This window comes from Saccharopolyspora dendranthemae (genome assembly GCF_007829955.1).
In the GTDB taxonomy this organism is placed as follows: Bacteria; Actinomycetota; Actinomycetes; order Mycobacteriales; family Pseudonocardiaceae; genus Saccharopolyspora; species Saccharopolyspora dendranthemae.
Genome location: NZ_VIWX01000008.1, coordinates 85,563 through 108,233, shown reverse-complemented (window position 1 = coordinate 108,233; position 22,671 = coordinate 85,563). Strand labels below are relative to the sequence as shown.

21 protein-coding genes are annotated in these 22,671 nt (G+C 68.3%); 12 read left to right on the top strand and 9 right to left on the bottom strand.

Features of this window, described 5'->3' with window-relative positions:
* Positions 1-59: 59 nt before the first annotated feature.
* On the bottom strand, positions 60-812 hold the full coding sequence (locus FHU35_RS29095; RefSeq protein WP_145742565.1) for a mechanosensitive ion channel family protein: 753 nt from the start codon (positions 810-812) through the stop codon (positions 60-62).
* Positions 813-1,056: 244 nt separating this feature from the next.
* On the opposite strand from FHU35_RS29095, the gene FHU35_RS29090 reads away from it, so the two are divergent.
* From FHU35_RS29090 to FHU35_RS29065, 6 genes are all read left to right on the top strand, one after another.
* Positions 1,057-2,271 carry a PucR family transcriptional regulator gene (locus FHU35_RS29090; RefSeq protein WP_186459674.1) on the top strand — a complete coding sequence of 405 codons (1,215 nt, stop codon included), beginning with the start codon at positions 1,057-1,059 and terminating at the stop codon, positions 2,269-2,271.
* A gap of 214 nt (positions 2,272-2,485) precedes the next feature.
* Entirely contained in the window at positions 2,486-3,406 is a 921-nt protein-coding gene (locus tag FHU35_RS29085) for an ACP S-malonyltransferase (RefSeq protein WP_145745627.1), read from the top strand.
* Positions 3,403-4,383 (top strand): beta-ketoacyl-ACP synthase III, encoded by a 981-nt coding sequence (locus FHU35_RS29080; RefSeq protein WP_145745625.1) that lies wholly within the window; start codon positions 3,403-3,405, stop codon positions 4,381-4,383. The genes FHU35_RS29085 and FHU35_RS29080 overlap by 4 nt, the downstream gene beginning before the upstream one ends.
* A gap of 80 nt (positions 4,384-4,463) precedes the next feature.
* Positions 4,464-4,703 carry an acyl carrier protein gene (locus FHU35_RS29075; protein WP_145745623.1) on the top strand — a complete coding sequence of 80 codons (240 nt, stop codon included), beginning with the start codon at positions 4,464-4,466 and terminating at the stop codon, positions 4,701-4,703.
* Positions 4,700-5,944, top strand: coding sequence for a beta-ketoacyl-[acyl-carrier-protein] synthase family protein (locus tag FHU35_RS29070; RefSeq protein WP_145745621.1), 1,245 nt, complete (start codon positions 4,700-4,702; stop codon positions 5,942-5,944). The genes FHU35_RS29075 and FHU35_RS29070 overlap by 4 nt, the downstream gene beginning before the upstream one ends.
* Positions 5,945-6,234: 290 nt before the next feature.
* Positions 6,235-7,674 carry an acyl-CoA carboxylase subunit beta gene (locus FHU35_RS29065; RefSeq protein ID WP_145745619.1) on the top strand — a complete coding sequence of 480 codons (1,440 nt, stop codon included), beginning with the start codon at positions 6,235-6,237 and terminating at the stop codon, positions 7,672-7,674.
* Positions 7,675-8,038: 364 nt separating this feature from the next.
* Here the strand turns inward: FHU35_RS29065 and FHU35_RS29060 are convergent, their stop codons facing one another.
* Together FHU35_RS29060 and FHU35_RS29055 are read right to left on the bottom strand one after the other, a co-directional pair.
* A complete protein-coding gene (locus FHU35_RS29060) occupies positions 8,039-8,614 on the bottom strand; it encodes a hypothetical protein (RefSeq protein WP_145745617.1) in 576 nt (191 codons plus the stop codon).
* 60 nt (positions 8,615-8,674) lie between these two features.
* Positions 8,675-9,151 carry a DUF3145 domain-containing protein gene (locus FHU35_RS29055; protein ID WP_425474199.1) on the bottom strand — a complete coding sequence of 159 codons (477 nt, stop codon included), beginning with the start codon at positions 9,149-9,151 and terminating at the stop codon, positions 8,675-8,677.
* Positions 9,152-9,571: 420 nt separating this feature from the next.
* Here FHU35_RS29055 and FHU35_RS29050 point away from each other — a divergent pair, with 420 nt between their 5' ends.
* Positions 9,572-10,801: a hypothetical protein gene (locus FHU35_RS29050; RefSeq protein WP_145745613.1), complete on the top strand. Its 1,230-nt coding sequence runs from the start codon at positions 9,572-9,574 to the stop codon at positions 10,799-10,801.
* A 2-nt stretch (positions 10,802-10,803) separates the two neighbouring features.
* Here FHU35_RS29050 and FHU35_RS29045 read toward each other — a convergent pair whose 3' ends face one another.
* The 3 genes from FHU35_RS29045 to FHU35_RS29035 all read right to left on the bottom strand — a co-directional run bounded on the left by FHU35_RS29045 (position 10,804) and on the right by FHU35_RS29035 (position 13,028).
* Complete coding sequence (locus tag FHU35_RS29045; RefSeq protein ID WP_246110644.1) at positions 10,804-11,406, bottom strand: hypothetical protein; 603 nt, start codon at positions 11,404-11,406, stop codon at positions 10,804-10,806.
* 123 nt (positions 11,407-11,529) lie between these two features.
* Entirely contained in the window at positions 11,530-12,540 is a 1,011-nt protein-coding gene (locus FHU35_RS29040) for a WD40 repeat domain-containing protein (RefSeq protein WP_145745609.1), read from the bottom strand.
* Complete coding sequence (locus tag FHU35_RS29035; protein WP_145745607.1) at positions 12,537-13,028, bottom strand: SigE family RNA polymerase sigma factor; 492 nt, start codon at positions 13,026-13,028, stop codon at positions 12,537-12,539. Before FHU35_RS29035 ends, FHU35_RS29040 begins: the two co-directional genes overlap by 4 nt.
* A 422-nt stretch (positions 13,029-13,450) precedes the next feature.
* On the opposite strand from FHU35_RS29035, the gene FHU35_RS29030 reads away from it, so the two are divergent.
* The 4 genes from FHU35_RS29030 to FHU35_RS29015 all read left to right on the top strand — a co-directional run bounded on the left by FHU35_RS29030 (position 13,451) and on the right by FHU35_RS29015 (position 17,882).
* Entirely contained in the window at positions 13,451-15,586 is a 2,136-nt protein-coding gene (locus FHU35_RS29030; RefSeq protein ID WP_145745605.1) for a carbon starvation CstA family protein, read from the top strand.
* Positions 15,583-15,789, top strand: coding sequence for a YbdD/YjiX family protein (locus FHU35_RS29025; protein WP_246110640.1), 207 nt, complete (start codon positions 15,583-15,585; stop codon positions 15,787-15,789). The genes FHU35_RS29030 and FHU35_RS29025 overlap by 4 nt, the downstream gene beginning before the upstream one ends.
* Before the next feature lie 179 nt (positions 15,790-15,968).
* Complete coding sequence (gene pobA / locus FHU35_RS29020) at positions 15,969-17,141, top strand: 4-hydroxybenzoate 3-monooxygenase (protein ID WP_145745644.1); 1,173 nt, start codon at positions 15,969-15,971, stop codon at positions 17,139-17,141.
* A gap of 36 nt (positions 17,142-17,177) precedes the next feature.
* Positions 17,178-17,882 carry a class I SAM-dependent DNA methyltransferase gene (locus tag FHU35_RS29015; RefSeq protein ID WP_145745601.1) on the top strand — a complete coding sequence of 235 codons (705 nt, stop codon included), beginning with the start codon at positions 17,178-17,180 and terminating at the stop codon, positions 17,880-17,882.
* Positions 17,883-17,966: 84 nt separating this feature from the next.
* Here the strand turns inward: FHU35_RS29015 and FHU35_RS29010 are convergent, their stop codons facing one another.
* Positions 17,967-19,067 carry a hypothetical protein gene (locus tag FHU35_RS29010; RefSeq protein ID WP_145745599.1) on the bottom strand — a complete coding sequence of 367 codons (1,101 nt, stop codon included), beginning with the start codon at positions 19,065-19,067 and terminating at the stop codon, positions 17,967-17,969.
* A gap of 377 nt (positions 19,068-19,444) precedes the next feature.
* Here FHU35_RS29010 and FHU35_RS29005 point away from each other — a divergent pair, with 377 nt between their 5' ends.
* Positions 19,445-19,645, top strand: a complete 201-nt coding sequence (locus tag FHU35_RS29005) for a cold-shock protein (protein WP_145745597.1) — start codon at positions 19,445-19,447, stop codon at positions 19,643-19,645.
* Positions 19,646-19,942: 297 nt separating this feature from the next.
* Here FHU35_RS29005 and FHU35_RS29500 read toward each other — a convergent pair whose 3' ends face one another.
* Both FHU35_RS29500 and FHU35_RS28995 read right to left on the bottom strand, forming a co-directional pair.
* Positions 19,943-20,254, bottom strand: a complete 312-nt coding sequence (locus FHU35_RS29500; RefSeq protein ID WP_186459673.1) for a hypothetical protein — start codon at positions 20,252-20,254, stop codon at positions 19,943-19,945.
* Between the two features lie 1,085 nt (positions 20,255-21,339).
* Positions 21,340-22,515 (bottom strand): hypothetical protein, encoded by a 1,176-nt coding sequence (locus tag FHU35_RS28995; protein ID WP_145745592.1) that lies wholly within the window; start codon positions 22,513-22,515, stop codon positions 21,340-21,342.
* Positions 22,516-22,671: the final 156 nt, after the last annotated feature.

The window sequence follows — 22,671 nt, the reverse complement described above, 5'->3', positions numbered from 1 at the left end:
CCAAGAGCGTGAAAAATCGGGACCCACCGATGGGTGAGCCCCGATTCCTCAGCGTCGCTTCACAGGGTTCCGCTGTGCCCCTGAGCGCCCGGAGCGGCCTGTCCCGAACCGGACTCCGGGGTGCCCGCCTGCTGCGCGCCGCCGTCGGCCTTGCCGCCGAACTGCGACTCCGCGCTGTCGAGCCAGCGGTGCCAGCGCTGCTGCATCGGCTGGATGAGCCCGCCGCCGACACCGACGATGACCACGCCCGCGGCCGCCGCCAGCACCGCCACCAGCACCGGAGTGGTGACGGTGACCGCGATGCCGATCTGGTTCAGCGCCGAGATGATGCCCAGCGCCAGGATGAAGCCGAAGGCGATCTTGCCCAGCACCGGACCGACGGAGCGGTTGCCCAGCGAGCTGGTGATCAGGTCACCGACCGCGCGCCCGATCGCACCGGCGACCAGGACCAGCACGACGGCCACGACGATGCGCGGCAGGAACATCACGACCTGGTCGATGAGGTCCTTCACCGCGTTGGGGCCGAATGCGCTCAGCGCCAGCTGCAAGAAGATCAGCAGGATGAAGTAGTGGATGAGCTTGACGAGGATTCCGCCGACGTCGATTCCCGACCCGGACGTCATGTCGTTGAGCCCGGACTTCGCAAGGAGCTTGTTGAAACCCATTTTGTTGAACGCCATCTGAACAGCCTTGGAAACGGCCTTGGCGATGAGCCAGCCGACCAGCAGGATGATCAGGAACACGACGAGCTTCGGCACGAAGGTGGCCACGGCGGACCAGGCCGCGGACAATCCTTGTTGGAGGGCTCCCATATTTCTCGCTCCTCAGTAAAACCAGAAAAATGTACGACAAATTCGCGTCCGGCGAATCGTTCTCGATCATCAACTGCGCGGCAACTCCGACAGGCTCCACGTTCGGACGACTGTTGTAATTCGTGCGAGTGAATTATTCGAGACCGTTGATGACTCTGTGAATACGAATTCCCGGCGGGTGAGAGTCACCTCGTCCTCGCGCTCCCCGCGTCCGCGCCGATCTCAGACATGCGATTCTGTCGGCATGAGTACCGAAGACGCTGGTGAGCGGGACACCGGTACACAAGATCAGGTGTGCGCGGCGACGCTGCGGCGGCTGGAGCGCGCGTCCGGAGGACTCGCGGGCGCCAGCATCACCGCGATGGAGCAACGACTCCCCTGGTTCCAGCGGCTCCCGGCGGACCAGCGGGCGAGCGTGCAGCTGGTGACCCAGACCGGTGTCTCCAACTTCGTCTCCTGGATGCAGGACCCCAGCCAGTCGATCCGGCTGACGGCCGAAGCCTTCCGCAACGCGCCCCGCGACCTGTCCCGCTGGGTCAGCCTCCGGCAGACCCTGGAACTCGTCCGCGTCGCCATCGACATCTTCGAGCAGCAGCTGCCGGAGCTCGCCGAGAAGGAGCACGAGCGGTTCGTGCTGCTGGAGTCGATCCTGCGCTACACGCGGGAGATCGCCTTCGCCGCAGCCACCTCCTACGCCGCCGCCGCGGAAGCGCGGGGCGCGTGGGACGCCCGGCTGGAAGCGCTGGTCGTCGACGGAATCGTGCGTGGCGACGCCGAGGAATCACTGCTGTCCCGGGCCGCGGCGCTCGGCTGGGACCCCGCGTCCGAGGCCACCGTGCTGGTCGGCAACGCACCCTCCGACGACCCGCCCACCGTCGTCTACCAGGTGCGCAGCCGCGCGGCCCGCGTCGGCTGCCCCGTGCTCCTGGGCGTGCAGGGCTCACGGCTCGTGGTCGTCTTCGGCGGTGCCGGCGACGATCGGGACAACGAGCAGATCGCGCTCGGGCTGACCGAGGCGTTCGGCGAGGGCCCGGTGGTGGCCGGTCCGAGCATGCCGAGCCTCGCCGATGCGCACCGCTCCGCGGCCGACGCGATGTCGGCCCTGCGGTCGGTCGTCGCCTGGCCCACCGCACCGCGCCCGGTCCCCTCCGGCGACCTGCTGCCGGAACGCGCGCTCGCCGGAGATCCCGAGGCCGAGCGGCAGCTGGTCGAGCGGATCATGCTCCCGATCGTGGACGCCGGCGGAGCGCTGATGGAGACCGTCGACACCTACCTGGAGGTCGGCGGCGTGCTGGAGAACTGCGCCCGCCAGCTCTACGTCCACCCCAACACCGTCCGATATCGACTCCGCCGGGTTGCCGAGCTGACCGGGCGCACTCCGTCCAACGCCCGCGACGCGCACGTGCTGCGGGTCGGGCTCGCGGTCGGCCGGCTGGCCAAGGCTCGCGGGCTCTGGTGACGGGTCCCGGTCGGGGAACGGACTCGCGAACATCGGGCGAACCGAGTGGTGTGGGGTTCACCGCACGGTCATCAACCGGACACAGCCAACAACGATTCCCCAGTTAAGAACCCCTGCTCCAGGTGGCACTTGTAGACACTCCACAACTTTGCGCCTCGGACTTAGTCCCCGTCGGCATCACCTCGATCCCGCCACCGGGTGTTCAGTAGCAAGAGTGATCGCGCTTCTCGCCCCCGGACAGGGGTCTCAGGCCCCAGGGATGTTCAACCCGTGGTTGGAGCTGGACGGCGTCGAGGACCGCCTCGGACGCTGGTCGGAGCTCGCCGGCCTCGACTTGATCAAACTCGGCACCACTGCGGAGGCCGACGAGATCAAGGACACCTCGGTGACCCAGCCGCTGGTCGTGGCGTTGTCGCTGATCGCGGCCGAGGAGATGCGCCGCCGTTTCGAGGTCCCCGCCGACACCCCGGTCGCCGGGCACTCGGTCGGCGAGCTCGCCGCGGCAGCCATCGCAGGTGTGCTCAGCGCGGACGACGCCGTGGCGCTGGCCGCGGTGCGCGGCCGGGAGATGGCCGCCGCCTGCGCCCTGGAGCCGACCGGCATGTCCGCCGTGCTCGGCGGTGACGAGCAGACCGTGCTGGAGACGCTGGAACGCCTCGGCTTGGACGCCGCGAACCGCAACGGAGCAGGTCAGATCGTCGCCGCCGGCAAGACGGGCTCGCTGGAGGTGCTGGCCGCGGAGCCACCGGAAGGCGCGCGGGTCCGCCCGCTGCCGGTGGCCGGCGCGTTCCACACCCGCTTCATGGTCTCCGCGCAGGAGACCCTGGCCAAGCACGCCGAAGACGTCGACGCCGGTGACGCGGTGCTGCCGCTGCTGTCCAATGCGGACGGTGCGGTGGTCTCCTCCGCCGACGACGTCCTGAGCCGGCTGGTCAACCAGGTCACCAATCCGGTGCGCTGGGACAGCTGCATGAGCGCCTTGGGCGAGCGCGGTGTGGACGCCGTCGTCGAGTTCCCGCCCGCCGGTGCGCTGACCGGCATGGTGCGCCGCGCGCTCAAGGGCGTCCAGACGATCGCCCTCAAGACCCCTGCCGACCTGGACAAGGTCGCCGACCAGCTCGGGAGCGCCGCGTGAGCCTGCCCCGCATCGCATCGAAGCCAGCCGTCACGGGCACCAAGCTGCTCGGCTTCGGCAGCAGCCAGGGAAACCGAGTCGTCACCAACGACGACCTGGCGAAGCTGGTGGACACCAACGACGAGTGGGTGCGTCAGCGGGTCGGCATCGTCCACCGCCGGTTCGGCGACGACGACCAGACGGTGGTCAGCATGGCCGTCGAGGCCGGCGCCAAGGCCATCGCCGACGCGGGCCTGGCACCGTCCGATGTGGACCAGGTCATCGTGGCCACCTGCACCATGCAGGGCGGCATCCCCAACGCCGCCGCCCAGGTCTCCGACCAGATCGGCATCAAGGCCAAGAGCGCCTTCGACCTCAACGCCGCCTGCGCAGGATTCGTCTACGCCCTCAACACCGCCTCCGACGCGGTGCGCTCCGGTTCCGCCCGCAACGTGCTGGTGATCGGATCCGAGCGCTTCCAGGAGTGGCTGGACTGGGAGGACCGCGCCAACGTCATCATCTTCGCCGACGGCGCGGGTGCGACCGTGGTCGGTCCGGCCGAGGCCCCCGAGCTCGGCCCGGGCGTGCTGGGCAGCGCGGGCGACCTGGTGGACACCATCTACCTGCGCGAGAACAAGTACATCTACCAGGAGGGCCAGTCGGTCTTCCGGTGGGCGACCACCCAGATCGCGCCGGTGGCCATCGAGGCCGTCGAGGCGGCCGGGCTGCAGCTCTCCGACATCGACGTCCTGGTGCCGCACCAGGCGAACCTCCGCATCATCGAGGCCATCGGAAAGAAGCTGCAGAGCAAGGGTGCCCGCGATGACCTGGTGGTCGCGCGTGACATCGTCTACTCCGGCAACACGTCATCGGCGTCGATCCCGCTGTCCATCGACCACATGCGCGCGGCCGGGGAGATCCCCAGCGGTGCCGTGATGCTCCTCGTGGGCTTCGGAGCCGGGCTGTCCTACGCCGCCCAGGTCGCCATCTGCCCTTGATGTTCTGCCACAACCACAAGGCCGCCGCGGGTCGCGCGACTCAGCGGTAGGGACGTAAGAACCAGGAAGGAAACGAACCAGTGTCGAACGAAGAAACCGCCAAGGGTCTCGCCGCCATCGTCGAGGAGGTCGCGGGTGTCGACGCGGCCGACGTGACCGTCGACAAGTCCTTCGTCGACGACCTGGACATCGACTCGCTGTCCATGGTGGAGATCGCGGTCCAGGCCGAGGACAAGTTCGGCGTCAAGATCCCGGACGACGAGCTGGCCAACCTCAAGACCGTGGGTGATGCGGTGGACTACATCACCAAGAACGCATGACCACCGAAGTCGTCATCACCGGGCTGGGCGCGACGACACCGCTGGGCGGTGACGTCGCGTCCACTTGGGACGGGTTGCTCAACGGAGTCAGCGGCATCCGCCGCATGGACTACGACTGGCTCGACACCTACGAGCTGCCCGCCAAGATCGGCGCGCCGCTGGCGGTCGACCCGAGCGAGGTGCTGCCTCGCGTGCAGCTGCGCCGGATGGACCGCTGCGAGGCCATCGCGGTCATCGCGGCCCGCGAGGCGTGGGCGGATGCCGGCTTCGAACTGCCCGGCGACGAGGCCGAACCGGTCGACCCCGACCGGCTCGGCGTTGCGCTGGGCACCGGGATCGGCGGCCCGCTGACCCTGCTCCAGCAGGACGACCAGCTGGAAGCGGGTGGCCTGCGCAAGGTCTCGCCGCTGACCGTGCCGATGCTGATGCCCAACGGTCCGGCCGCGATGGTCAGCCTCGAACTGCGCGCCCGCGCCGGTGTGCACTCGCCGGCTTCGGCGTGCGCGTCCGGTGCCGAGGGCTTGGCCAAGGCCGCCGAGATGATCCGGTACGGGCACGCCGACGTCGTGGTGGCCGGTGGTGCGGAGTCCTGCATCCACCCGATCACCATCGCCGGCTTCGCCCAGGCCCGGACCCTGAGCACCCGCAACGACGAGCCGGAGCACGCCTCCCGCCCGTTCGACGTGGACCGCGACGGGTTCGTGATGGGCGAGGGCGCCGGAGTGGTGATCCTGGAGAGCGCCGAGCACGCCAAGGCGCGCGGAGCGCGGATCTACGGTCGGCTGGCCGGGTCCGGCATCACCTCCGACGCCTACCACATCACCGGTAGCCACCCGGACGGTCTGGGCCAGGTCGCGGCGATGCGCAAGGCGCTGGCCGCAGCCGATCTCCAGCCCTCCGACATCGGGCACGTCAACGCGCACGCCACCTCCACCGTGGTCGGTGACGTGGGCGAGGCGAACTCGGTGCGCAAGGCCATCGGGGACGGTGCCGTGGTCACCGCACCGAAGGGGTCTCTCGGGCACCTGGTCGGCGGAGCCGGCGCGGTGGAGAGCATCGTCACGATCCTCTCGCTGCACCACGGCGTCATCCCGGCGACGCAGAACCTCGAGAACCTCGACCCCAAGGTGGATCTGGACGTGGTGGCCGACAAGCCGCGCCACGTCGAGCAGACCGCCGCCATCAACAACGCCTTCGGCTTCGGTGGGCACAACGTCGCGCTCGCCTTCGCCACTGCATGACCGCGATCGGCGGGGGCCGGGCTCGACCACCCGTCCCCGCCCGGTCGAGCTCGTGCTGATCGACGTGCGCAGCGTCGCGAGCAGCGGAACCTGAAGCGGTTCTCCTGCTCCCCGAACGCCCCGACCCGGCTGGTCCAGGACATCGAGGCGCCTTCACAGGAGAACACCGCTCGAACCCGCGGTGCGCGTCGCCCATCGGGCAGAAGACCGGCCGCGCCGGTCGAGGACCGCACACCACCACTGCGCGATCTCACAGACGTCTGCTGACACCGAATTCCCGGAGGACCCCCATGACCGCTCTCGCCACCACATCGCCGGAGACCGAGCAGGCGCAGCGCGACTTCCGCGATCCCGAAGTGCGGCTGGAGCAGATGCTCGACGAAGACTCGATCGAACCGCTGCATCCGCGCGACAACAGCGGGATGTTCGCGGTGCGCGGTCGCATCGACGGCACGCGGGTCATCGTGTACTGCAGCGACGCCACCAAGATGGGCGGCGCGCTGGGTTCCGAGGGCTGCGCGCACATCGTGGACGCCATCGACATGGCGGTGCGCGAGCGCTGCCCGGTGATCGGCGTGTGGCACTCCGGTGGTGCCCGCATCCCGGAGGGCGTCGAATCCCTGGACGGCATGGGCCAGATGTTCGCGGCGATGATCCGCGCGTCCGGCCGCGTCCCGCAGATCTCGGTCGTCGTCGGCCCGGCCGCCGGTGGCGCGGCCTACGGTCCGGCGCTGACCGACGTGGTGGTCATGTCACCGAAGGGCCGCGTGTTCGTGACGGGCCCGGACGTCGTCCGCAGCGTCACCGGCGAGGAGATCGACCAGGAAGGGCTCGGCGGCATCCCCGCGCACGGCACGAAGTCCGGCGTGGTGCACGTGGTCGCCGAGGACGAGTCCGACGCCTACGTCCGCGCCCGCCGCCTGACCGGCCTGCTGGCCAAGCCAGGGCTGTTCGACCTGCGCTCGGTGCAGGACGAGGCGGAGCTGCGCGGCCTGCTGCCGGACCGCCCCCAGCGCGCCTACGACATCAAGCCGGTCATCCGCGGAATCGTGGACGCGCGCCCCGACGGCAACGCCGATTTCGAGGAGCTGCAGGCCAAGTGGGCTCCGAACATCGTGGTCGGCTTCGGCCGGCTCGGTGGCCGCAGCATCGGCATCATCGCCAACAACCCGCTGCGCAAGGGCGGCTGCCTCGACTCGCTGTCAGCGGAGAAGGCGGCCCGCTTCGTGCGGATGTGCGACTCGTTCGGCGTTCCGCTGCTGGTGATGGTGGACGTTCCCGGCTACCTGCCGGGCGTCGGCCAGGAGTGGGGTGGGGTGGTCCGTCGAGGTGCGAAGCTGCTGCACGCCTTCGGTGAGGCCGTCGTGCCGCGCGTGACGCTGGTGCTGCGCAAGTCCTACGGCGGCGCCTACATCGCGATGAACTCCCGCGCGCTGGGCGCCACCACGGTGTTCGCCTGGCCGGAGGCCGAGGTCGCGGTGATGGGCGCGAAGGCCGCCGTCGGCGTGCTGCACCGCAAGAAGATCGCCGCCGCTCCGGAGGAGGAGCGCGAGCAGTTGGTCGAGGAGCTGACCGCCGAGCACGAGCGGATCGCCGGTGGCGTGGGACGCGCGATGTCGATCGGCGTGGTCGACGAGGTCATCGACCCGGCGTCCACCCGGCGTCGCATCGCCGAGACGCTCGCCGCCGCCCCCGCCGGCCGCGGCGCCCACGGCAACATCCCCCTCTGACCCGCGACCAGGCGACCGAGGGCGGTGCTCCAGAGCGCCGCCCTCACTCACCAAGTCCCAGTTTTAGTCATAACTGAGCCGACATTTCAGACATGATCATGGCTCGGTTTGGACTAAAACTGGGATCCGGTGCGGCGGGTGTCGTTGTCTTCAGGTGTGGGACTCAGCTGGCACCGCCGCGGGTTCTCACACGCTGTCTGGCGAGTACGCCGCGACGCCGTGTATTGGCATACAAAAGGAGTGGCGCACGGAGTCCAGACGGCGTGTGAGGTTCCGCCACCCGCACCGCCAAGCAGAGTGATTCTGCAATGCCCCCTAAAACTGGGCGGTGCCGCGGCGTGCGGTGCGGGAACGGTGCCGGGGGTCAGGCGCAGGGGGTCATGATGGCGCTGTTGGGCAGCTTGCTGATGTCCAGGACGGCGTTGCCGTTCTCGTCAACGACCACCGGGTAGACGACGTCCCAGTGCACGCATTCGGCTTTCAACTGCGGCGGCGCGTCCTCGAGGTCCTGCTCGCTCTTGAAGCTGAGCATGACGATCGCTGAGCGGTCCTGCCCGGGGTCGATGCGATGCACCTTCATCTCGAGGTCCCGGGTCGAGTCGTAGGCGTCGGTCCACTTGCTCTGGGGCAGTTCACGCCACTTGCTGGGCGGAACGGTGGACTTCCACAGCTCGTAGTTCTTGCGGTTGATGCCGTCGAAGTAGTTGTCCAGCAGACCTTCGATGATCTTCTGGTCGGGGTAGGCGGCGGCATCCGGTGCGTACTCGACGCCGGAGCGCGACACCTTCTTCTGAAGGGTGCCCGGCACGGGAACGACCCCCTGGTCCCGCTGTCCGTACTGGTCGTCGTAGACCTGCTGGGCGAGCAGGACTCCTCCACCACCCGCTGCGAGCAGCACGACGACGGCGAGCGGAATCCCCCATTTCAGCCAAGTGCGCACGCGCCCAGCTTCGCACAACACCGATCACCGGTTGCGCCGTTCCCCGCGATCCGCCGCAAATCAGCCGACGCGGTGCAGCACCGTGACGGGAGCGCCGTCGCCGGCGCGGCGGAACGGCTCCAGGGCGTCATCCCACTCCGCACCGAGGAGCTGGCCAACCCGGTGCGAGAAGGCCTCCGGCCCCTTGGCGTTCGCTGCGAGCGTTCTCAGTTGATCTTCGCTCACGACGATGTCACCATTGGCGCTCGTGCAGGCGCGCCACAGACCGAGCCCGGGCGCGTGGCAGAACCGCTGCCCGTCGACCCCGTGACTGGGGTCCTCGGTGATCTCGAAGCGCAACATGGGCCACGCGCGCAGCGCGGTCACCAGGCGTGCTCCAGTACCCGGCTCGCCTGTCCAGGTGCACTCCGATCGGAGTTGCCCTGGGGCTGCCGGTTGTGCCGTCCAGCGGAGTTCCGTCCGAGTGCCGAGTGCGCCGGAAATCGCCCACTCGACGTGCGGGCAGACCGCAGACGGCGACGAGTGGATGTAGACCACACCGCAGGTGAGGCCACTGTCGCTGCCACGGGTTCTCACTGCTGACCTCCGCTATTCGACGAGGGACGTCTTCCCCTACGACCTCGCGAACCCGGCGATCACCAGTTGCGGCGCCATTCTGCATCGCCGGTGGAGATCTTCGCCACCGCGAGATCGTCACGCGGTCAACTCCCACAACGCCCGGTACCAGCCGAGACCAGTACGGCATCGAGGACGCCGATTCACTGAAGTCGCTGATCCGGGCCCCGCACCGGGCGATCGACATCCCTCGGACGCACCAACGCCGCCTCGGCGGACGAGTGGCGATTACCACTCGAACGGATTAATCATCGATCCGGATCACGTCGTCGGCCCGCCCCCGCTACGGTCGTCCGGTCGGCCCGAAAGGACCCGGCACACCAGAACTCTCGAGGAGGCCTGATGCACCTGGTGCGGCTCGGAGCGGAACCGACCAAGGTCGGTGCCGACATCCGGGCGGCCATCGCCGCGTGGGGCGCCGGTCGTTCGGTGCTCGGCGGCGTCGCCGTGCTCGGCTGCCGGCCTCCGGGCAGCCCGCGCGAACTGGACGCCGTGATCGTGCTGCCTCGCGGGGTGATCGTAGTGCTCGGCGTCGACCTGCCGGAACCGGTTTTGAAGCTGGACGCCCCCGTCGGCACGCCGTGGACGGTCGACGGCTGGCCGCTGGTGCGCACCGAAGGCAAGGTCAACCCGGCGCAGGAAGGCCTCGAGTCGGCCGCTGCCCTGGCCCGCAGCCTGCAATCCCGCGGGCTCGAACCGCTGCCGGTGGCAGCGGTCGTGGCGGTGGGCCCGTACGTCGGACAAGTCACGCAGCCGACGGCCGACCTGCACCGCGGGGTCCGGGTGGTCTCGCCGAACACGACCTCCGTCCTGTCGGCCGCCCGGGAGCTGGCGACCTACGAGGGTCCGTGCGACGCGGCGTCCGCGCTGGGACTGCTCCGCGTCCTGGACGCGGAGGTGCCCGGTGACACGCTCATCGCGGAGGGCTTCCCGGCCTCGCCCGAGGTGGATCTCGCCGGCATCGACACGATGCTCATCCCGAAGTACTCCGAGGACCGCCCGCGCGCCGCGGCACCCCGGTCCTCCCCGCGAGGCAAGGTTCTCGGTGCGGTCGCGGCGTTGGCCGTGGTGTTCGCGCTGGTCGGAGCCCTGGTGCTGGGGTCGTCCTCGGCGAGCCCGCCTGAGATGCCGTCGCAGCGAGTCGATGGTGTGGAGTTCGCGCAGCATGCGACGGACCGCGTCGGCGAGTGCGGACCGGGCTCCTACGGCGACGTGCAGCGGTTCTTCCAGCAGCAGCCCTGCCGAGGTCTGCGACGCGGGATCTTCGAGTCCCGCCTGGGCCCGTCGTCGGTGGCGGTCTCGATCGCGATCGTGGACCTGCCGGACGCGCGGGCCGCGACCGAGCTGCGGAAGCTGCTGGAGTCGGCGGGGACCGGCGGGATCAGCGATCTGCTCTCGCAGGGCGGGGGCTGGCCGGGCGCACCGCGCGACTTCGGCGACTCGGCGCGATCGGTGCAGCAGACCGCGAACCAGGTCCGGGTCGTGCAGGCGGTCTGGTCGCAACGCCGATCCCACCCCGACGATCCGGAACTGCGGGCGATGACCGAACGCGGGTTGCGGCTCAACGTCTGAGGCTAGGACCTCTCCCGGTCCGCGACACCGGGCTCGTCGCGCCGCTGGGCCGGAATCGGACGCGGCCCCTTGGTGAGGTAGGGATTTCCGAGCCTGGTCAGGAACAACACCGGCGCGAACAGCGGCACCACCGCCGACAGCGCGGCGGCCGTGACACCGGCCCGCAGCACGTCTCCGGGCAGCAGCGTGGCCCGCTCCAGCAGTCGGCGGGAGATCTGCGCGGTGATCCACAGCAGCACGACGAAACCGACCATGCTCCCCACGGCCACCAACATCGCCGGCCGGTAGCCGAGGCGTTCCGCTCCCAGCATCACCGCGACCCAGCCGAGCAGGGCGGGCAGCTGACCGCGTTCGGTGGTGGCCGACCACAGGAGCCCACCGAAGATCGCGAGTCCTCCGCCGCTGTGCTGCCAGGTCTCGGTGACCCGCTGCGTCCAGCCGCCGCCGGTGAAGCCGACGCGCGCGGCGAGCTCGCCCAGCACGCCCAGCGCGCTCGGACCGTGCGCCGGGGCGAGGAACTGCCCGACGATCCACGCCAGCGCCCACAGCGACACGCAGCACGCGACGACCTGCTGCCACCGAGGCCGGTCCAGAGCAACGAGCACCAACCGCCGCAATCCCCGCACGCACACCCCACACCGTCGGACGACCTTCCGAGGATGGGCCAACCCGGGCCGCCCGACCAGCAGATCGCCGATGTCTCGCCCGCTTGGGTGAAGCGCGGTCGGTCAGAACGTCGCTGGAATGGCGGTGCACGGCTCGGAACCGGCGCAAGGCTGCGGGATCGGCAGCACTTCGGGACCGTCGACCAACCACTGCGCCCTGCCCGGGGCGGACACCAGGGCCCGGCCCTGCGGGTCGGCAGAGAGGCCGAAGCCGCCCGGCCCGACCGGCGGGGTCGCGAACGGCACGCCCGCGGCCAGCTTCCGCCCGGAGTCGGCGGCGTAGGTCGCGACCCGCGCGCGGCCCGAGACCGCGCAGTCGGCGGGTTCCAGCGCGGCGATGTCCGAGCCGGCACCGGCGATGGCCAGCGGCCCGCACGGACCCGTCTGCACCGGAAGGCTTCCCTCCACGGTGGACGGATCCGGCGCGGTCAGCAGGAGCTGCGCCGAACCGGCGCGCTCGGCCAGGAGCGCAAGCCTGCCGTCCCCGGACAGCGCGAGGTCGACGACGCGCACCCCGGGCGTCGGCAGGTCCCGGCGCACACCACCCGTCCACAGCACCACCCGGTCGCCGTCGGCGTAGGCGACCCGGCCCCCGGCGGCGGTCAGGGCGCGCCCGTCACCGACTCCGGCGAGAACCCGCTGGCCCCCACCGGCGGTCACCTCGACGGCCCTCTCACCCTCCGATGTGGACACCAGCGCGAAAACGCGGCCCTGATCGCCCGCGAGGTCGGTCACCTCGCCGCCGGCGATCCGGGCGAACTCGCCCTGGCTGCGCCCGGAGGCCACGTCGAAGGACGCGATCGTCCCCGCTCCCACTGCCGCGACGTAGTTGCCCGGCCGCACGCTCACCGGCTGCGGGCTCGGGGTCTGGAATCCCAGTGCCACACCGGTGAAGATGGCCACCACCGCGGCCGCGGCGACGACCAGGAAGGTCGGCCTGCGGTAGGGCGCTCGGTGGCGGCGCCGGGCGGCGGCCAGCAGTTTCGGCAACGAGTCCGGCGCCGGTTCGACGTCGTCCACGGCCCGGTGCATCCGGGCGCGCACCAGTTCGGTGTCGCGATCGAGTTCGTTCACACCCGCTCCCCCAGCAGCTCCGACAACCGCGACACCCCGCGCGAGCAGTAGGACTTCACCGAACCCTGGCTGCACCCCATCACTTCGGCGGTGCGGACCTCGCTGAGATCGGCGTAGTAGCGCAGCACGATGGCCTCGCGCTGCCGCCGCGGAAGCCGCGCGAGGGCCTGGGCGAGCACGGCGCGATCCAGCCCGCGCCCGGTGTCGTCGGGCAGGCTGTCGGCCACGGCCAGCTTCGGCAGGTACTTGCGCGCGACCAGCCGTCTCCGCAGCGTCGATCTCGCCCGGTTGAGCACCGCCTGCCGCAGGAAGGCCAGCGCTTTGTCGGGATCGCGCAGCCTGCTCCGCGAGTCGAAGACCCGCAGGTAGGCGTCCTGCACGATGTCCTCGGCGGACGCGCGGTCGTCCACCAGGAGCACGGCTATGCGCAGCAGCTGCGAATAGTGCTCCTGGTAGAGGTCGGTCAGCTTGCTCGTCAGTTCGTCCATTGCCGCCGACCCGTCACCCGGCCGGACGGTCACAGGCATTGCGATCGACACCGTCACATCTGTGCACGACGCCCGGGACCCCCTCCTGGGTTGTGGCCGGATTTCGGTCGTTACCGAATCGGCTGCGATCAACGGCGGCGACTCTACCGACGGCGAGCGCTGTTGATCAGGCCGTCCGGCGAGTTCACGCCACCGGCCGCGGTCCCGGCCGAGCCGGACCGGGCAGCGAGCGGAGGCCGAACCCCCGCTTCGACCCGGCCGCTTCACATCCTGATTACTCTCCCGAAACGGGCTGGACATTCCAGACGCGCGAGCCGATGCTCTAGAACTGCTGTGCAACCGCATCTCGCACAGCAGGATTGGAGTCCGAGACGGTGGCTACGACAACGGCCCCGAGCGGTGGAGCGGCTCGGAAGCGCAGGATGAATCCCCGGGAGATCATCATCTGGGTGCTGGTCGCGCTGGTCGGCGCGGTCAGCTGGGGCGTGATCGCGCTGGTGCGCGGTGAGGAGATCTCGGCCGGCTGGCTGGTCTTCGCAGCGCTTGCCTCTTACGCCATCGCGTACCGGTTCTACGCCCGGTTCATCACCAACCGGGTGCTCAAGACCGACGACGACCGGGCGACCCCGGCGGAACGGCTCAACAACGGGGCCGATTTCCACCCGACCGACCGCCGGGTGCTGTTCGGCCACCACTTCGCCGCGATCGCCGGCGCCGGGCCGCTGGTGGGTCCCGTGCTCGCCGCGCAGATGGGCTACCTGCCGGGCACGATCTGGATCATCGTCGGCGTCATCTTCGCCGGCGCCGTGCAGGACATGGTGGTGCTGTTCTTCTCCACGCGCCGCAACGGCCGCAGCCTCGGCCAGATGGCCCGCGAGGAGATCGGCCCGGTGGGCGGCGTGGCGGCGTTGATCGCCGTGCTCCTCATCATGATCATCCTGCTGGCGGTGCTGGCGCTGGTCGTGGTGGGTGCGCTCAAGGGCTCGCCGTGGGGCGCGTTCTCGATCGGCATGACGATCCCGATCGCCCTGTTCATGGGCTTCTACCTGCGCTACCTGCGGCCGGGCAAGATCGTCGAGGTGTCGGTGATCGGCATCGCGCTGCTGCTGCTGAGCATCGCGGGCGGCAGCTGGGTCGCCGAGTCCGGCATGGCGGAGTTCTTCACCCTCAGCGGCACCGAGGTCACCTTCGCGCTGATCATCTACGGGTTCGTCGCCTCGGTGCTGCCGGTGTGGATGCTGCTGGCTCCGCGCGACTACCTGAGCACCTTCATGAAGGTCGGCGTGATCGTGCTGCTGGCGGTGTCGATCCTGGTGGCGATGCCGGGGATGAAGACCGCAGCGGTCACCGACTTCGCGCTCAACGGCACGGGCCCGGTGTTCTCCGGCTCGCTGTTCCCGTTCGTGTTCATCACGATCGCCTGCGGCGCTCTGTCCGGTTTTCACGCGCTGATCTCGTCGGGCACCACGCCGAAGATGATCGAGAAGGAATCGCAGATCCGGGTCATCGGCTACGGCGGAATGCTGACCGAGTCGTTCGTGGCGATCATGGCGCTGGCCGCGGCCTGCATCATCGATCCGGGCATCTACTTCGCGATGAACATGCCCGACAGCGCGCTGGGCGACACCGTGCAGTCGGCGTCGCAGGCGGTGGCCGGGATCGGCTTCCAGGTCACCCCGGAGCAGCTGTCGGCCGCCGCGGCGGCGGTCGAGGAGGAGACGCTGGTGGGCCGCAGTGGTGGCGCACCCACCCTCGCACTGGGCCTGTCCGAGGTGTTCTCGCAGGTCATGGGCGGGGACGCGCTGAAGGCGTTCTGGTACCACTTCGCGGTGATGTTCGAGGCGCTGTTCATCCTGACCACGGTGGACGCCGGGACCCGCGTGGGCCGGTTCATGCTGCAGGACACGGTCGGCAACGTCTGGAAGCGCTTCGGCGACGTCAGCTGGAAGCCCGGCAACTGGCTGGCCAGCGCGATCATCGTCGGCGCGTGGGGTTACTTCCTGTGGGCGGGCGTGAACGACCCGCTGGGCGGCATCAACCAGCTGTTCCCGCTGTTCGGCATCGCCAACCAGCTGCTGGCGGCGGTGGCGCTCGCGGTGGCCACCACGCTGCTGATCAAGGCGGGCAAGGCCAAGTACGCGTGGGTCACGTTGATCCCTCTGGTGTTCGACGCGGCGGTGACGCTGACCGCGAGCTGGCAGAAGATCTTCTCCGCCGATCCCAAGATCGGCTTCTTCTCCCAGCGGGCGTCGTACCAGGCCGCGCTGAACGCCGGGCAGACCAGCAAGGGCACGGCCGACACCGTGGAGGAGATGCAGAAGGTCGTGGTTAACTCCACTGTGGACGGTGTGCTGAGCGTGCTGTTCGCGGTGCTGATCATCATCGTGCTGGTGGACGCGGTCCGGGTCTGGATCAAGGCGCTGCGCACCAGGGACCCGCTGCCGAGCACCGAGGCGGAGTACGTGAAGTCGGAGCGATGGGCTCCGTCCGGACTCATCCCGACGGCGGAGGAGCGCCAGAAGCAGAAGGAGCTCGCCTCGTCGGGGAGCGGAAGTTGACCGGTACGACCCTGTCCAAGCTGCGCGGATCGGTCCGCGCGGCGTGGCAGATCGTGCGCGGAGTGGTGGGCGAGACCGCCTACGAGGACTACCTGGCGCACCACCGCGCCCACCACCCCGGCGAGCGGCCGATGCCGGAGCGCGAGTTCTGGCGAGCCCACATCGACCGCCAGGACGCCAACCCCGGCTCCCGCTGCTGCTGACCGGGAGATGAGGACCGCGGAGGGCGGGAGTTCCGATCGGGACTCCCGCCCTCCGTCAACTCGGCGACGGTTTCCGGCCTGGGACTTTCCGTTCAGCGGGAGCGAAGGCATCCTTCGACGGGGGCTCGGATCCGATGGTGGTGCTCGTCCGAGGTCCCCGAGGAAGTGAGGCCGTGGCTGTGCGAACCCAGGTCGCGATCATCGGCGGTGGACCCGCCGGCTTGCTGTTGTCCCACCTGCTGCACCTGCAGGGCGTCGACTCGGTGGTGCTGGAACGCCGCGGCCAGGAGCACGTCCAGCAGCGGGTCCGCGCGGGCGTGCTGGAGCAGGGCACCTGCGACCTGCTGCGCGAGGTCGGCGTGGGTGAGCGGATGCTGCGCGAGGGCGACCGGCACGAAGGCGTCCACCTGCAGTTCGACGACGAGCGGCTGCACATCCCGTTCACCGAGCTCACCGGCCGGGCGATCACCGTGTACGGCCAGCAGGAAGTGGTCAAGGACCTCAACGAGCGACGGCGGGCCGACGGCGGGCAGGTGCTCTTCGAGGTCGACGACGTCGCCGTGCACGACGTCACCACCGACGCCCCGAGCGTGACCTTCACCCACGACGGGCGGGCGCAGGTGCTGCACGCGGACTTCGTCGCCGGGTGCGACGGCTTCCACGGCGTGTGCCGCGACGCCATCCCGCCGGACGTCCGCCGGGTCTACGAGCGGATCTACCCGTTCGGCTGGCTGGGCATCCTCGCCGAGGTCGCCCCCTCGACCGACGAGCTGATCTACGCCAACCACGCAGGCGGTTTCGCGCTGCACAGCATGCGCTCGGCCACCATCAGCCGCTTCTACCTGCAGTGCGAGCCGGACGAACGACTGGAGAACTGGTCCGACGAGCGCATCTGGGACGAGCTGAGCACGCGGCTGGGAACTCCGGGCTGGACGCTGCGCGAGGGCCCGATCATCGACCGGTCGATCACCGCGATGCGCAGCTTCGTGAGCGAGCCCCTGCGCCACGGCAGGCTCTTCCTGGCAGGCGACTCGGCCCACATCGTGCCGCCGACCGGCGCCAAGGGCCTCAACCTCGCGGTCGCCGACGTGGATCGGCTGGCGGAAGCGCTCGTCGACCACTACCGCACCGGCAGCGACGCGGGGCTCGACGAGTACTCGGCGAAGTGCTTGGAACGGGTGTGGCGGGTGCAGCACTTCTCGTGGTGGATGACGTCGATGACGCACCGCTTCGAAGGCCCCGACCACGACTTCGAACGCCGCCTCCAGCGCTCCCAGTTCGACTACCTGCGCACCTCAGAGGCCGCCGCGACCACCCTGGCGGAGAACTACGTGGGCATGCCGCTGCGGTGAAAAACCGCTTTCGCGGTCGGCCCCCTCGGCGGAAGGATGCGAGGAGTGGACTTCGAAACCTTTGACGCACGCGGGTACCGGACCGTTGACGTCCGCACGGGATACGGGGAGTGGGTCGCCCACTACGAGGACACCGTCGAGGACGTGATGGACCTCGCGCTCCTGGAGCGCCTGGCCGAGCCGCCCTGGACGGCGGTGAGCAGGGCTGCCGACCTGGGGTGCGGCACCGGGCGCACCGGGCAGTGGCTGCGCGACCGGGGCGTCGCGCACGTCGACGGCGTGGACGTCACCCCGGAGATGCTGGAACTGGCGCGCCGCAGGGGCGCGCACGACCGGTTGAAGGAGGCCGACGCCTCGGCGACCGGACTGCCCGGCGAGGCTTACGACCTGGTGATCTCCTCGCTGATCGACGAGCACCTGGACGACCTGGGCCCCCTCTACGCCGAGGCGCACCGGCTGGCCGCTCCGGGGGCGGCGTTCGTGCTGGTCACCTACCACCCGCACTTCATCATGACCTCCGGGATGCCCACCCACTACACCAACGCCGAGGGCGAACCGGTCGCGATCGCCACCAACGTGCACCTGATCAGCGACCACATCGCGGCCGGCCTGGGAGCGGGCTGGCGACTGGCGGAGCTCCACGAGAACGTCATCGACGACGCGTGGCTGAAGATCAAGCCCAAGTGGGAGCGCTTCCGCAACCACCCGTTCTCAGCCGCCTACACCTGGCGCAAGGACTAGAAGCTGTTGATGAGTTGTTTGCGTGGCGGTGCGGGCTGAGTCCCACACCTGAAGCAGCGGCAACGCCGCATTCCTCAACAGCTCCTAGCCGCGATGTCCGGGCGGCGCGACCACACCGCCCGGACGGGTCCGCAGCGCTCGGAGCAGCCGCCGCCAGCCTCGCGTGCGGGGTGGCTGGGCGGGTGGTTCGGGCGGGCGTTCGCCAGGAGCGGCGGGCGCCCAGCTCCCGAGGTCGTCGGGCTCGCCGCGCCAGAGGACGGGTTCGCCGACGTCGAGCGCGTCGGTGAACCAGAAGGTCTGGTCGGGGTCCCAGCCCGCGAGCACCGTGCGGGCGCCGCCCACCGGCAGCGCTCGCCCGGCGGTGGTGAGGTAACCGGTGAGGGTGAGGTGCACGGCATCGTGGTCGGCCGCCACCGCTTCCCAATCCGGTGTCATCCAGCGCCCGGTCCACCCGGTGACCCGGAACCAGTCGTGCCTGCGGGAGAGCGTGACCTCCATCGGGTAGCGCTCGACCAGCTCGCACCAGTCCTCCGGTCCGGTGATCTCGTGGACGCGAGGTTCACCGGCCGGCCGCACGGACCGGCACCACGCCCACTCGGGCCCGAAGCTGTCCTCCTCCAAGCAGAGTCCGAGCGCTACAGGCCTGGCTCGGGTGCTGTTGATCAGATCGTGCGGCGGCCTGGACCACCAGAATCCGCCGAACGGCGCGGCGGGGTCCGCAGGCCTCCGCCGGGACCGGCGCTCGTCCTCGACGGTCTCGGCCCGCCATCGCGCCAGCACCTCACCGGCCGGGCGGACCGTAGGCACTTCGCCCGGGTGTGTCGTCGCAGCGACCTGGTGGCCGAGATCAACCGGGGAGGACCACCACCGGGCCCCGGGCGCCGAAGCGATGGCTTCAGCGACGGGCAGCAACGCGGGGGCGACCTCGGCGGCGGCGAGCGCCTGATCGATCTCGTCCGGTTCCTGCCAGTACATCGCCCGGTCGACCGAGTCCGCCAGCGGCTCGAGCAACGCCGTCTCGCCCCAGCCCGCCAACGCCGCCACCTCGTCGGCCTCGCGGTCCTGCACGAAGCCGACGATCGTCTGCGGGCTGGCATCGGGCCACGAGAACATCCGCCCTGCGACAGCGCTGAAGCACAACCGCCTCCCCCGCGGTCCCGCCACCAGCTCCTCGGCGAATCCCATGGCCGGACGGTATCGACCACTTCTCCCCCACGACACCGGTTTTTCCCCGTTGCCGCCCGGACGGGAACGAGCCGACACGGGTTCGATCGCGACACGTTTTCGACCACAACGAGGGCGGAATCGCCTGGTCACCACCCGAGGCGTTCACGCAAAAGGGTGGATGCGTCGACGTAGGGGTGGACTGTGGCGGGTGGTGTGTAAGCTTGGCGCCGGTCGTTGTATTTCTGGGTTCGTGTTTGCGCACGCTCGCAGGATTTGATGCGAGCGAGCAGCTGTCCGTGGTTGTAGCTGGAAAGCCGCCGTTCGAGATCCCCGGCCCGGGCTCCCACGCAGTGTGGGCGCCCGTCACACGCTCCAGCTCCCAGGAGGAGACAAACATGGCACAGGGAACCGTGAAGTGGTTCAACGCTGAAAAGGGCTTCGGCTTCATCGCCCCGAACGACGGTGGCCCGGACGTCTTCGTCCACTACTCGGCCATCGAGGCCAGCGGCTTCCGCAGCCTCGAAGAGGACCAGCAGGTCACCTTCGAGGTCACCCAGGGCCCGAAGGGCCCGCAGGCCAGCTCGGTTCGCGTCTGAACCTCGTAGCTCACGAATGCCGCCGGCTGCTCACCTCCGGGCGAGCAGCCGGCGTGCTTCTACCGGGAGGAATCCCATCACCGCCGCAACACCCGCGTCCACCGAGACGCCGGTTCCCGCGCAGGAAGCTCCGAACGAGATCGCCCCGATCCAGTTCGTCGAGCCGGAACCCGCCCACGCGCAAGAACATCAGCCGCACGCGGACCACAGCGAAGCCGGAATGCGCGAACTCCGCACCCCTTTCAACACCTGACCCCCGCTGCCGCGGAACGATTGTCAGTGGCGCGGATGCAGAGCTCACCTGACGTGCTCCTTCCAGCTCCTCAGCTCCGTGACGTCGCGATCGTCGATCAGTTCGCGACGGTGCGCTTGATCGACGAGTCCCCTCCAGCGTTCCACCGGCATCCTGTCGAACACGTCCTTCAAAGCACGCGGCACGGTGGTGACGGGGATGTTCTCGTGCTGCGTCAGCTCCTCGTCGGCGATATCCCTACGAACTTCGAGCTCGACCCAGTCCGGGAAAGGGACATCGGTGTGCCCGCCGTGGAGGTGCGCAAGCTCGCGCACCGCGGTGCGCTGAAGCCTTATGGCAAGGGTGTCTATGTGCACCTGGATGTCCCGGCCGACGAGCTGACTCAGCCGGCGGTAGCACCTACCCACCCAGCGGCGGCTGGCTACCCTGATGCGGCGCGGATTGAACTGCCCCAGTCTCAGTAAGTCCAGGACTGCTTCGCGTTGCAGGAATGCGCCGTCACCGACCAGAGCTGCCCTCCTGGCGCCGTCAAAATCGCACCACTTCCGGGACGGTTTTGACGTTCGCGAAGTGGCAGAACGCGGCTGATTCCGGCCACCTCGACGCCGGATGACGCGTTGGGTGCGCAAATGCGGGCGTTCATCCTCAGGACGTGCGAGATCACCGCAGGAGACCCCGGAGGCCGGCACAGATCTTTGGGCCAGTCGCTTCGGGTTCGAGGCAGCCTAGAACCACTTTGGGAGAGGAGACGGAAAAGCCGCTTGGGGCTGAGCCCTCGATGCAACGCGGAAACGGCAAGACCTTCGCGGCGCATAGGTTCCTCGCGCTGCCGATGTCCTGGATGCCGCGTACAGACCAGAGTGATCGATGTTTTGTGCACGCAAAGTGCCTACTGTCCGCCGGAAAGATCGCAGGGTCACATTCTGACCAGCGTAAATGTGGGGCAGGTGGGACTTGAACCCACGACCTGACGGATTATGAGTCGGCCATCTGTTATCGCACCGTTGTAAAACAGGGGCAAATCGGGCGCTTGGAGTACATCCAAGGGCCGCAGCAGGCATCTTTCGCGGGAGTTCGCACCCAGTCCCGCACCCAGTCCCGCACCCAGTCGCCCGCACGAACTCCTACTGCGCTGCGCGCGTTCAGACGTCCTCTACTTCATTTTGGGTGACCTCCGGGCGCCTGCCGCGCCGCATGCGAGCCCGGCAAGCATCCGGCCGGCCAGGTATGCGGGCTGACAGCTGGTCCGCACAAGCGGACGCGGCCCGGGCGCGAGGTGGAAGGCAGGCTCTCAACAGCCTGCCCGAATCAGCACAACGACCCCACTTCCTTTCATGACCAGAAACGATCAATCGCCTGAGCGAAGTAATGTGCAGTACTGGAGGCGCGCCAAGGGATCGCCTTACCACTCAAGTAGACACCAAGACGCATTGGCATCTGACTACAGACTGGCGAGCGATTTCAGGAATTCTACAAGCTGCACCCCCTGTCCCGTCACCAAATAGTATGCGACGACGATCAAGGCAAGGAGCAATCCAATGGATTTTGCATTTTGCTCGAGGGTCGCATTAATCCGATTGACAAACCGCGCGAATCTCGAAACGGGAGTAAATTCCTTATGATAGCAAGGCGTGAGCCTCGATATGCGCCGTGCTGTAGCCAGGAGATCCTCGTTCGTAACGATCGTGATCGCCATCGTGCGCAGCATATCGGTACGCACTATCTTTTGGGGCTGCCGGGAAGACTCTTCGCGCAAGTATGTAGCCAGGTTCAAGTAGGCGACCGAAACCTCTTGGAAGTGACCAGTCGAATAGAACGGCTGGAGACGTGGAAGAAACCGCTCCAACAACACAGCAACCAGAAAAGCCTGTTCCTGATGCGGAAATCGCCATCTAGATAGTCCAACCAACGTCACCTCTCCGTCAGCAGATGGTTCCTGACGATAGAAGCAGGCCTCCGCCAGTCTCTTTTCAGCAATAACCCTTCTAGACAGAGCCGCTGCCATCCAAAATAGGAGGACTTCCCCAATAATTCTCACACCATCATCACTCAACAATATCTTCCATTCAGGGGAAAAGGCGCGCGAGCCTGTAAAGTAAGGGGCAGCCACTGGAACAGCCAGCACGAAGAGCGCAGCAGAGTTACACCGTCCGACATTCTTCCAAACTATAGAGTCGCGCACGCACCGGATAGCCTTATCTCGCATCGATCCATCAAACCAGTACTTCCATGCCGTGGAATTCCATTGGCCAGCCCTAAACTCCCGTAGAGGTGTCCGATATGCGACGTCGAACGGGACAGCCAGCGAAAGTACAGCGGCGAACAGACCAGCGGCAACTAAAACCTCGCGCGATGGATACCGAGTAGCCAAGAGCTGAATGAATATAAGCGGCGGGCAAGCCGCCATTGCAACGACCAGGAAAATTTCTCGAACTGGCGGAATCCGGCGTAACCACCCCCTTGCCCCATCTCCCATTATTACGCGCCCCGACCACTCAGCCAAGGTTGATAGAACAGCGTAATTGCATCCAAACAAGCCGAAGTAGAAGATGCAAATCGAAATTGCAAGACTTACATGATGCACTTGGTGAATCCGCTCCTTTTTGCAACCGAACATCGCGAAACACTACTGATAGTTCAGTGGTTCCAGGCTTAAAGACAATGAGTTCACTCAAGTGGACGAGTCCGCCAGCACGCGTGTAGACACGCTCAAGACCGGTGCAGGCGCCTCGGGCTGCTACTGGATCCCGTGTGTTTAAACTTTCACTACTTC